This is a genomic window from Bacillus sp. 05T31 (assembly GCF_056396725.1).
Genome location: NZ_JBFTMA010000213.1, coordinates 1 through 10,057, shown reverse-complemented (window position 1 = coordinate 10,057; position 10,057 = coordinate 1). Strand labels below are relative to the sequence as shown.

General features: G+C 36.4%; 8 protein-coding genes and 3 pseudogenes. 6 read left to right on the top strand and 5 right to left on the bottom strand.

Features of this window, described 5'->3' with window-relative positions:
• The 3 genes and pseudogenes from AC1DJR_RS14440 to AC1DJR_RS14430 form a co-directional block, all read left to right on the top strand.
• Positions 1-1,353: pseudogene (locus AC1DJR_RS14440) on the top strand (IS3 family transposase); the annotation flags it as partial.
• A gap of 38 nt (positions 1,354-1,391) precedes the next feature.
• A pseudogene (locus AC1DJR_RS14435) lies at positions 1,392-1,538 on the top strand (immunity repressor protein); the annotation flags it as partial.
• Positions 1,539-1,560: 22 nt separating this feature from the next.
• Positions 1,561-2,433, top strand: coding sequence for a tyrosine-type recombinase/integrase (locus AC1DJR_RS14430; RefSeq protein ID WP_429688960.1), 873 nt, complete (start codon positions 1,561-1,563; stop codon positions 2,431-2,433).
• Positions 2,434-2,547: 114 nt separating this feature from the next.
• Here the strand turns inward: AC1DJR_RS14430 and glnA are convergent, their stop codons facing one another.
• The 4 genes and pseudogenes from glnA to hflX form a co-directional block, all read right to left on the bottom strand.
• Positions 2,548-3,882 (bottom strand): type I glutamate--ammonia ligase, encoded by a 1,335-nt coding sequence (gene glnA / locus AC1DJR_RS14425; RefSeq protein WP_477002872.1) that lies wholly within the window; start codon positions 3,880-3,882, stop codon positions 2,548-2,550.
• Between the two features lie 97 nt (positions 3,883-3,979).
• Positions 3,980-4,144: pseudogene (glnR, locus tag AC1DJR_RS14420) on the bottom strand (transcriptional repressor GlnR); the annotation flags it as partial.
• A 173-nt stretch (positions 4,145-4,317) separates the two neighbouring features.
• On the bottom strand, positions 4,318-5,589 hold the full coding sequence (locus AC1DJR_RS14415; RefSeq protein ID WP_002142781.1) for a methionine gamma-lyase family protein: 1,272 nt from the start codon (positions 5,587-5,589) through the stop codon (positions 4,318-4,320).
• Positions 5,582-6,853 (bottom strand): GTPase HflX, encoded by a 1,272-nt coding sequence (hflX, locus tag AC1DJR_RS14410; protein ID WP_002069969.1) that lies wholly within the window; start codon positions 6,851-6,853, stop codon positions 5,582-5,584. The genes AC1DJR_RS14415 and hflX overlap by 8 nt, the downstream gene beginning before the upstream one ends.
• Positions 6,854-6,945: 92 nt before the next feature.
• On the opposite strand from hflX, the gene AC1DJR_RS14405 reads away from it, so the two are divergent.
• Both AC1DJR_RS14405 and AC1DJR_RS14400 read left to right on the top strand, forming a co-directional pair.
• Complete coding sequence (locus AC1DJR_RS14405; RefSeq protein WP_002014478.1) at positions 6,946-7,569, top strand: trimeric intracellular cation channel family protein; 624 nt, start codon at positions 6,946-6,948, stop codon at positions 7,567-7,569.
• 99 nt (positions 7,570-7,668) lie between these two features.
• Entirely contained in the window at positions 7,669-7,806 is a 138-nt protein-coding gene (locus tag AC1DJR_RS14400) for a hypothetical protein (RefSeq protein WP_002087943.1), read from the top strand.
• 31 nt (positions 7,807-7,837) lie between these two features.
• On the opposite strand, the gene spoVK is transcribed toward AC1DJR_RS14400, so the two are convergent.
• The gene (gene spoVK / locus AC1DJR_RS14395; RefSeq protein ID WP_002014481.1) at positions 7,838-8,794 is read right to left on the bottom strand and encodes a stage V sporulation protein K; all 957 of its coding nucleotides are present in this window, start codon (positions 8,792-8,794) and stop codon (positions 7,838-7,840) included.
• A 113-nt stretch (positions 8,795-8,907) separates the two neighbouring features.
• On the opposite strand from spoVK, the gene AC1DJR_RS14390 reads away from it, so the two are divergent.
• A complete protein-coding gene (locus AC1DJR_RS14390) occupies positions 8,908-9,873 on the top strand; it encodes a tyrosine-type recombinase/integrase (RefSeq protein WP_429688959.1) in 966 nt (321 codons plus the stop codon).
• Positions 9,874-10,057 lie beyond the last annotated feature (184 nt).

The window sequence follows — 10,057 nt, the reverse complement described above, 5'->3', positions numbered from 1 at the left end:
TGGCTAAATTTACAGCTGATGAAAAAATACAAATCGTTCTACGTTATTTGAACGGAAATGAAAGTTATCGAGAAATGGGTAGAGCGATCGGTATAAGTGGCACAATCATTTTGAATTGGGTAAACCAATATAAGCAAAATGGTGTGGAAGCTTTTCTAAAACGATGTACAAATTACACACAACAATTTAAACTAGACGTACTAAACTTTATGATTGAAAACGGTATGTCCTTATTTGAGACGGCAGCTATCTTTAACATTCCTGCCCCTTCAACGATTTCTGTTTGGAAAAAACAACTCGAAACACAAGGAATTGATGCCCTTCAATCTAAGAAAAAGGGGCGTTCATCCATGAAAAAAGATTYAAATAAACAATTAAAACAAGCTTTAGCTGAAGGGTCAGTCGAAGCACTTGAAGCACGTATTAAACAGCTTGAAATGGAAAATGAGTACTTAAAAAAGTTGAATGCCTTAGTTCAAAACAAGGAAAAATCACAAAACAAGATAAAGCGCAAGTAGTCTATGAATTAAGGCATAAATATTTGGTGAAGGCACTCGTGGAGCTAGCTGGTATTCCACGAAGCACGTATTATGATTTAGTAAAAAAAATGAATCGCCCAGATGTAGATGCCGATTTGAAAGCTGAGATTAAAGCGATTTATGAGGAGAATGAAGGTCGTTATGGTTACCGTCGCATTCGTGATGAATTAACGAATCGTGGTCAGAAAGTGAATCACAAGAAGGTGCAACGCATTATGAAAGAGCTTGGCTTAAAGTGCGTTGTGCGCATGAAGAAATATAAATCTTATAAGGGGAAAGTCGGTAAAATTGCACCCAATATTTTAGAGCGTAATTTTTATGCAGATGCACCGAATCAAAAATGGGTAACAGACATCACAGAGTTTAAATTGTTTGGAGAAAAACTGTATGTATCACCTGTATTAGATTTGTATAATGGTGAAATTATTACCTATACAATTGGTTCTAGACCGACGTATTCGCTTGTTTCAGAGATGTTAGAGAAAGCATTAGAACGTTTACCTGAAAACCACCAGCTACTGATGCATTCGGATCAAGGATGGCATTATCAAATGAGACAGTACGTCCGTACACTTGAATCAAGAGCTATCGTACAGAGTATGTCTCGAAAAGGAAACTGTTACGACAACGCAGTAATAGAGAATTTCTTTGGGATTATGAAGTCGGAGTTCCTCTATATAAWAGAATTTGAATGTATTGAGCATTTTAAAATAGAATTAGAAAAATATATAGATTATTATAATACGAAACGGATTAAGGCAAAATTAAAAATGAGCCGGTACAATACCGGACTCATTTGGATCAAGTTGCCTAATGAAATAACCGTGTCTAACTTTTAGGGGTCACTTCAGTGAAGACGGATTAATGTTTTCTGGTGAGCCYATGAGTGAAGAAGCCGTTGAGTCTTTATTAGATGCAATGGATTACATTGTGAAACAAACTAAAGTAATCAATAAAAAATACGTGCCTAAGAAATATCGTAATACCGACGGCAACTGATGCGAGCTTAGGAGGGAAAACATTGAAATTCGTCATAAGAGATCTAGTCCAACAACTTTGCACAAAATACAACACGAATAACCCCTATGAGCTTGCAGATTGTTTAAAGATAAATGTACTAACCTGGGATTTACATGAAGAAATAAACGGATTTTATAAATACGAAAAAAGAAATCGTTACATTGTTATTAATAATCATTTGTCTCCATCCATGCAAAGAACTGTTTGTGCGCATGAATTAGGACATGCAATCCTACATACTCATGCGAACACACCTTTTCTGCGTAAGAACACATTCTTTTCAGTTGATAAATTAGAGATAGAAGCAAATACGTTTGCTGCGCTTCTGAATACTGGTATGCGTAAAGGTGAAGCTGCTGCATTACAATGGAAAGATATAAATTTAAAAGAGCATACCATAACTATTTCTAAAACATTAGATTTTACAGCTAAAACAAAAGAAGAATTATTCGGAGATACAAAAACATTTACTTCTAAACGTACTATCATGATTCCTAAATCATTAGTTGATGAGCTACTCGAACATAAAAAGTGGCAAAATGCTAATAAGCTTGTTTTACAAGATGCATATGAACATGAATTAGATTTGGTCTTTTCAAGAGTCGATGGAAAGTTCTTACCGAAGTCAACATTGTTCAATGCATTCTCACGCATACTAAAGAAAGCGAATTTACCTAGACTAGAAATACATTCATTACGACACACCCACGCGGTTCTTTTATTAGAGTCTGGTGCAAGTATGAAATACATTCAAGATCGATTAGGACATAAGAGTATTGAAATCACTGCTAACGTTTACTCTCATATCAGCGATAAAATTAATAAAGATTCCATTTCGGGGTTTGAAGCTTATATGAATAACGTATTGGGGTAAGTTTGATTTTTTTGTGGGTGTTTTGTGGGTGAATTACTCTTCTTTCAAATAAAAGTGTTTTACCCACAAAATAAAAAAACCCTCAACACGTTGTGTGTCAAGGGTTTGAGTCTCTTAGTATAGAGACATATATTGATCGCGTTCCCATTGGTGAACTTGAGTTCTAAAAATATCCCACTCAATTTCTTTTGCTTCAATGAAGTGCTCAAGTAAATGATCACCTAATGCGCCACATACGATTTCATTAGATTGTAAAGTAACTAACGCTTGCGCTAATGTTGCTGGTAAGTCAACGATACCTGCTTCTTCGCGCTCTTCTTTTGTCATTACGTAGATGTTACGGTCTACTGCAGCTGGTGGAGTTAATTTATTTTTAATTCCATCAAGACCTGCTGCTAATAATGTAGCCATTACTAAATACGGGTTCGCAGCTGGGTCAACACTACGTACTTCTACGCGTGTACTAATACCACGAGATGCAGGGATACGCACTAATGGACTACGGTTTTGTGCAGACCATGCTACGTAACATGGAGCTTCATATCCAGGTACTAAACGCTTGTAAGAGTTTACAGTTGGGTTTGCTACCGCTGTAAATGCTGGCGCATGTTTTAAAATACCTGCGATGAAGTGACGAGCATCATCACTTAATTGTAAATCACCGTTTTGATCGAAGAATACGTTCTCACCATTTTTAAATAGTGATAAGTTACAGTGCATACCTGAACCGTTCACACCGTATAATGGTTTCGGCATAAATGTTGCGTGTAAACCATGTTTACGAGCAATCGTTCTTACAACAAGCTTGAATGTTTGAATGTCATCACATGAGCGAATTGCATTTGCATATTTAAAGTCAATTTCATGTTGACCTGGCGCAACCTCATGGTGAGATGCTTCAATTTCAAAGCCCATTTCTTCAAGTTCAAGAACGATATCACGACGACAGTTTTCCCCTAGATCCATCGGCGCAAGGTCGAAGTATCCACCGTTATCGTTTAATTCTAATGTTGGATTTCCTTTTTCATCAACTTTAAATAGGAAGAATTCTGGCTCTGGTCCAAGATTGAAATCTGAGAATCCTAATGCTTCCATTTCTTTTAACACACGCTTTAAGTTGTTACGTGGGTCGCCATCAAATGGAGTACCATCAGCATTGTAATTATCACAGATTAAACGAGCTACTTTACCTTTTTCAGCTGTCCAAGGGAAAATTACCCAAGTATCTAAATCCGGATATAAATACATATCAGATTCTTCAATACGTACGAAACCTTCAATAGAAGATCCATCAAACATCATTTTGTTATCAAGAGCTTTTGTTAATTGGCTCACTGGAATTTCTACGTTTTTAATTACCCCTAAAAGGTCCGTAAATTGCAGACGGATATACTTTACATTCTCTTCTTTCGCCAAACGGAAAATATCTTCTTTTGTGTACCTAGCCATTATAAATTCCTCCTTAGTCCCTCTAAACACCTTCAGAATCAGTTATCTTTAGTGAAAAAACCTTGAAATGTCACCTTGTCGCAATGAGGTCCGATTATTTATCTACATCGTTAAATGAAAATAATCTACGATTCCCTTTTGTACGGGTTGGAAAAATAAGATTATGCTCTTCATAGTAGCGAATTTGACGTGCAGATAATTGTGTTAAATCCATTACAATACCAATTGGAAACAGCGGAGCAGAACGTCTATCTTCTTTCATTGTTTCAGTTCCTCCTTCGCCTTAACTGTTTCTCATTTTATACCATGTTATGTTTAGTGTCAATAGATGTTAGCTTTTCTTACATGATTTTTTTGTGAATTTTTTCATTTTTTTCTAATGGCACAAATCATTACTTTCACACGAAAAAAGCTGCCGAAATCGACAGCTTTCCTTTAAGAAATTGTTAATAGTTTTTTTTCAATTAACGCATCAATCGCAGAACAAATCGCAATCTTTACATGCGAATAAGTTAACCCACCTTGCACGTAAGCAACATAAGGCGGACGAATCGGACCATCAGCCGACAGCTCAATACTTGCACCTTGAATAAACGTCCCCGCAGCCATAATTACATCATCTTCATAACCCGGCATATAGTTTGCATATGGAGTGAAATGAGAATTAATTGGAGATGCATATTGAATCGCTTGACAGAACGCAATCATACGATCTTTATCATCAAATTGAACAGACTGAATTAAATCTGTTCTTGGTGCATTCCAAGCTGGTGATGTATTCATCCCTAACTTTTCTAAAAATGCAGCTGTAAAAATCGCACCTTTTAGCGCTTGTCCCGCTACATGCGGCGCTAAGAAGAAACCTTGATACATTTCTTGCAAACTGTATAAAGATGCCCCTGCTTCCGCACCAATTCCTGGAGATGTTAGACGATATGCACATGCTTCAACATACTGCTCTTTACCAACAATGTAACCACCAGTTTTAACAATTCCACCGCCAGGATTCTTAATAAGAGAACCTGCCATTAAGTCCGCACCAACATGACATGGCTCTTCTTCTTCAATAAATTCGCCATAGCAGTTATCTACAAATACAACAACATCAGGTTTAATCTCTTTCACAAACGCAATCATCTCTTTAATTTGTGAAACAGTAAACGACGGACGAGTAGCATATCCTTTTGAACGCTGAATACCAATCATCTTCGTATTACTATGGATCGCAGCTGCAACAGCTTCAAAGTCCACAAATCCCTCTTCAGTTAACGGAACTGCGTTATAACCAATATTATATTCTTTAAATGAGCCTACACCTTTTCCGCGTACACCAACGATTTCTTCTAACGTATCATATGGTTTTCCTGTTATGTATAGCAGTTCATCTCCTGGACGTAAAATACCGAATAGAGCTGTTGAAATTGCGTGAGTACCTGAAATAATTTGCGGACGAACAAGACCCGCTTCTGCCCCAAATACATCAGCATACACTTTTTCTAACGTGTCACGACCAATATCATCATAACCATAACCTGTCGTCGGAATAAAATGCGAATCGCTAATTTTGTGTTTACGAAAACTTTCTAATACACGAAATTGGTTACTCTCAATCACTTCATCCACATGTTTATGTACTTCTGTAATTTGACTTTCTACTTCTTTTACGATTGGAGCAATTTTTTCTCCATTTTTCAAACGATCAAACATTATTTTCTCCTTCTTCCACTAAAAATCTCTTTAATTGCCCCTTAAGCGATGAATGAGCAAATATATACCCTGTACAATCATATACAAATTTATCTTCTAGAAACTCCATTTTAGTTAATATTGTTTCTGTCTTTAAAAGCGTTAATAACCTACCTTCACTCGGAGGGATTTCCACTTGATAATCATCCATTTCTTCCTTCATCTTCGTTTCTAGCGCTTCTTTTATACGCAATAAATCACTTTCTTCAAAAGCACTAGTCATTAAGAAATCACTTTTCGGAAACGGAATGAAGTTTTGATGCAATTTATCTTTTTTATTATATAACGTAATAATAGGAATACGATTAATTTCAAGGTCCGACAATAATTGTTTTACTGTCTGCTCATGCCCTACATAATTAGGATCTGCAGAATCAACAACATGTAAAATAACATCCGCTTCCCCAGCTTCTTCTAACGTAGATCGAAAAGCAGCAATTAGTGACGTAGGTAAATCTTGTATAAAACCAACCGTATCAGTCAAAAGCACTGTATAACCAGAAGGTAACGGCATCTTTCTTGTCGTCGGATCTAGCGTTGCAAACAATAAGTTTTCTTCAAACGTATCAGCTTCCGTTAATCTATTAAACAACGTAGATTTTCCTGCATTTGTATACCCAATTAACGCAACTTGAAACACTTTATTATCTTTTCTTCTCTCACGATATCTTTTTCGATGCTCCACAACAACCGCAAGTTGTCTCTTTATTTCATCAATACGAGATCGAATATGACGACGATCCGTCTCAAGCTTCGTCTCTCCTGGTCCCCTTGTACCAATTCCACCACCAAGACGTGATAAAGCAAGACCTTGTCCCATAAGGCGCGGCATTGTATATTGCAATTGAGCTAATTCTACTTGAAGCTTACCCTCTCTCGATTTCGCACGTTGCGCAAAAATATCTAGTATTAACTGCGTTCGGTCAATCACTCTCGCATCTAATACTGAAGATAAATTCCGAATTTGACTTGGTGTTAACTCATTATTAAAAACAATAACAGCTGGTTCTAATTCTTCCGTCAACGCTGCAAGCTCTTCTAGTTTACCTTTTCCTATATAAGTCGCCGGATGAAACTTCGGGCGCTTTTGCGTCGTTGATACTAACACTTCCGCTCGCGCAGTTTTCGCTAGCGATGCAAGCTCTTTCATGGAATGCATAAATTTTTCATCATCATCTTGTGGCAATTGACAGCCAACTAATATGATTTTTTCTTTTTCTTCCATCAAATATGTTCACTCATCCTTTTCGAAATTTAAACCTTCTAATATAATAGCAGAGGAAGCACATTTCATCTAGTTAGCGAGGGAGAAAATTCATGGCATGGGAGATTTTTAGCATCATAGGCACAATCGCTTTCGCACTAAGCGGAGCAATTGTTGCAATGGAAGAGGATTATGATATTTTCGGGGTATATATTTTAGGAATGGCAACCGCATTTGGGGGAGGTGCCCTTCGTAATTTATTAATCGGTTATCCAATCGTCGCGTTTTGGCAACAAGACATGTTATTCCAAATCGCACTATTATCAATGACGATCATTTTTCTTTTTCCTAATAAATTAATTAAGCATTGGAAAAAGTGGGAAAACATCACAGATGCCATCGGCTTATCAGCGTTCGCCGTACAAGGAGCTCTATACGCCCAAAAATTAAATTTACCAATTAGCGCTACAATTGTAGCTGCTGTTTTAACTGGCATTGGCGGCGGTATTATTCGTGATCTTTTAGCACGTAGAAAACCTCTCGTCCTTCGAGCTGATGTATATGCGTTTTGGACGATTTTAGCCGGTTTTTTGATTGGTGCTAAAGTCATCGTTAGCGATTGGGCTCTATACACCTTATTCATTTTAATTGTTTGCTTCCGCATGGTTTCTATTCATTACAAATGGCATTTACCGCATAGACGCATCGATACAAAGGAGCGCTCAATGCATAAATAGCAATCTAACCTCTTTACATATCGTAAAGAGGTTTTTCTTTTCTAACGAGTTTTTCTTTACATAATGTTTATACTAATTTTTAAAGCGAGGTGAATGCAAATGACAAACCATGTTAATAAAGGAGCTCAAAAAAGCTCAGTAAACCAATTTGGACATGATCCAAATTCAGCGCACGAAAAGAGCGCTAAAATGGAACGTCTTCATAAAACTCACCAAGAAAAAGCAAAAAAAGAGTAAACGAACTTATGCATAAAAACAGACGCACAGTTTACGTACTGTGCGTCTCCTCTTCAAGCATTAAATCCATACTTGATATCCCAATTAAATCATATTTATCATACGTATCCTCTTGTAACAATCGCATAGCTTGTGTACGAATCGATTTTTCAACAATATTCCGTACGTATCGCCCATTACTAAACGATGTAATTTGCGACGAATACTTTACCGCATGTAAATGATCTCGAAATTTCCACTCCGCTTCTTTAGATAACTGATATTCGCGCTCCTCATACATTCTCTTTCCAATTTCCAACAGCTGATTTACCGAGTAATCCGCAAATTCAATAATAAATGGAAAACGAGATTGTAACCCTGGATTTAATGAAAGAAAATGATTCATCTCTCTTGAATATCCAGCTAAAATTAATACAAAACCGTGCTGCTTATCTTCCATATGCTTCACAAGTGTATCAATAGCTTCCTTCCCAAAATCCTTCTCTCCCCCCCGCGCTAAAGAATACGCCTCATCAATAAACAAAATACCTCCCATGGCCTTTTTTATTAAATCTCTCGTCTTTTGCGCTGTATGACCGATATACTCCCCCACAAGATCAGCACGTTCTGCTTCAACTAAATGCCCCTTCGATAAAATATTCATCTCAAACAACAATTTCCCTATCATTCTAGCAACGGTTGTCTTCCCAGTACCGGGATTCCCCCTAAATAACATGTGAAGCACTTGCTTCTCAGATTTCAACCCCATCTCTTGTCTTTTTTTATTTACATAAATCCAAGCATAAATTTCTTTTATTATCTTTTTTATTTCATCCATCCCAACGAGCTTTCCCATCTCTTCTTCAATTCTCTGCAACATCTCATGTTTAGTAGTGGTTTCACTTGAAATTACCGTTTTATTTTCTGATGCCGGTAACGAAATTTTCTTTCGATGGTTTAATACAATATTAATTTGATTGTTATTTTTCTTACGCATCGATTGTTCCATACAATCACCTCATTTTATCCACTCACCAAATATTATTATTCCAGTCCCTCTTGCAAATGCCTATTTTCAGAAAAGTTTGCTATAATATAAGAAATAATCAAGGTGGTGGGACTATGGAAACAACGGAATTCCATGATACAATACAAGCCTTTTCTATTTTTTTATTGAATAAAGGCCGAAAGTCTTCAACCATTAAACGTTATGTTTATGACATTGAAGATTTTGGACATTGGTTAGAAAAAAACAAAAAGCTCCCTTCCAGTAATATATGGGCAACACTTTGTACAAAAGACTATGAAGATTACTTTTCAGACTTAAAAAAGAATCGACACTACTCTGAGAAAACAATGCATCGTGTATTTATTGTATTAAATAGAATGCATCATTTTCTTAACATTCCAAATCCATTGAAGAATATGAAAATTACCATTCAACCAAACCGTGCATTGCGTAATGAAGATTTCATTTCATCCGATGAAGAAAAAAGATTAAAGCATATAGTCACTTCATTAGAAGGACTTTCAGAAAAACAACGTCCCGTTCGTCCGTTATTAATGGATCGTAATATCGTAATTTTAAGTCTATTAATCGACTACGGACTATCCTTACAAGAGCTTACAGCATTAACTATGCATCACGTTCATTTTGAAACTAATACACTTTCTATTCCAGCAACCGCAGGAGTAGAAAGAACAATCACATTAGCAATCGAAGACAAAAAACAACTGTACACATATTATAAAAGTATTCCAGAACCAGTTCGCCCTAAATACCATAGTAATGACCCGTTGTTTGTTGCATTCGATTTTAACCGTGGAACATACAGATGGGTATATGAAAACGACGCACCAAAAGCACTAACAGAAATCGCTATTCAAAAAATGATCCGACTTGAAGTAGCAAGAGCGAATTTACGTAAAGGCATTTCTGGACAACATTTCCGGAACACATTTATTTTACGCCTAATAAAAAAACAAACCCCAGAGCCAGAGATCATAAAATTAGTTGGCTTCAAATCAAAAATTTCACTAAAACGGTATTATAAATACGAAGAAAACAGAAAAAACGCCTTAAAATAAGGCGTTTTTTCTATTTTCTCTCGAAATAGCCAATTTTATTATGACCATTTAACTATTCCCTGCATCTACTATGATGAGCTTCGTTCCCATCCTAATTAGAAAGGAGAGATTTAATGTCTCGTTTTAACGACAATCAAAATAAATTCTCCAAACCATGCTTTCCAAGTAACCATGCTTTCCAAGT

Excerpts from the sequence above, each read along its gene's own strand:
- hflX (WP_002069969.1), bottom strand. The coding sequence starts at position 6,853 with ATGGAAGAAAAAGAAAAAATCATATTAGTTGGCTGTCAATTGCCACAA.
- AC1DJR_RS14415 (WP_002142781.1), bottom strand. The coding sequence starts at position 5,589 with ATGTTTGATCGTTTGAAAAATGGAGAAAAAATTGCTCCAATCGTAAAA.
- AC1DJR_RS14405 (WP_002014478.1), top strand. The coding sequence starts at position 6,946 with ATGGCATGGGAGATTTTTAGCATCATAGGCACAATCGCTTTCGCACTA.
- spoVK (WP_002014481.1), bottom strand. The coding sequence starts at position 8,794 with ATGGAACAATCGATGCGTAAGAAAAATAACAATCAAATTAATATTGTA.
- AC1DJR_RS14390 (WP_429688959.1), top strand. The coding sequence starts at position 8,908 with ATGGAAACAACGGAATTCCATGATACAATACAAGCCTTTTCTATTTTT.
- glnA (WP_477002872.1), bottom strand. The coding sequence starts at position 3,882 with ATGGCTAGGTACACAAAAGAAGATATTTTCCGTTTGGCGAAAGAAGAG.
- AC1DJR_RS14400 (WP_002087943.1), top strand. The coding sequence starts at position 7,669 with ATGACAAACCATGTTAATAAAGGAGCTCAAAAAAGCTCAGTAAACCAA.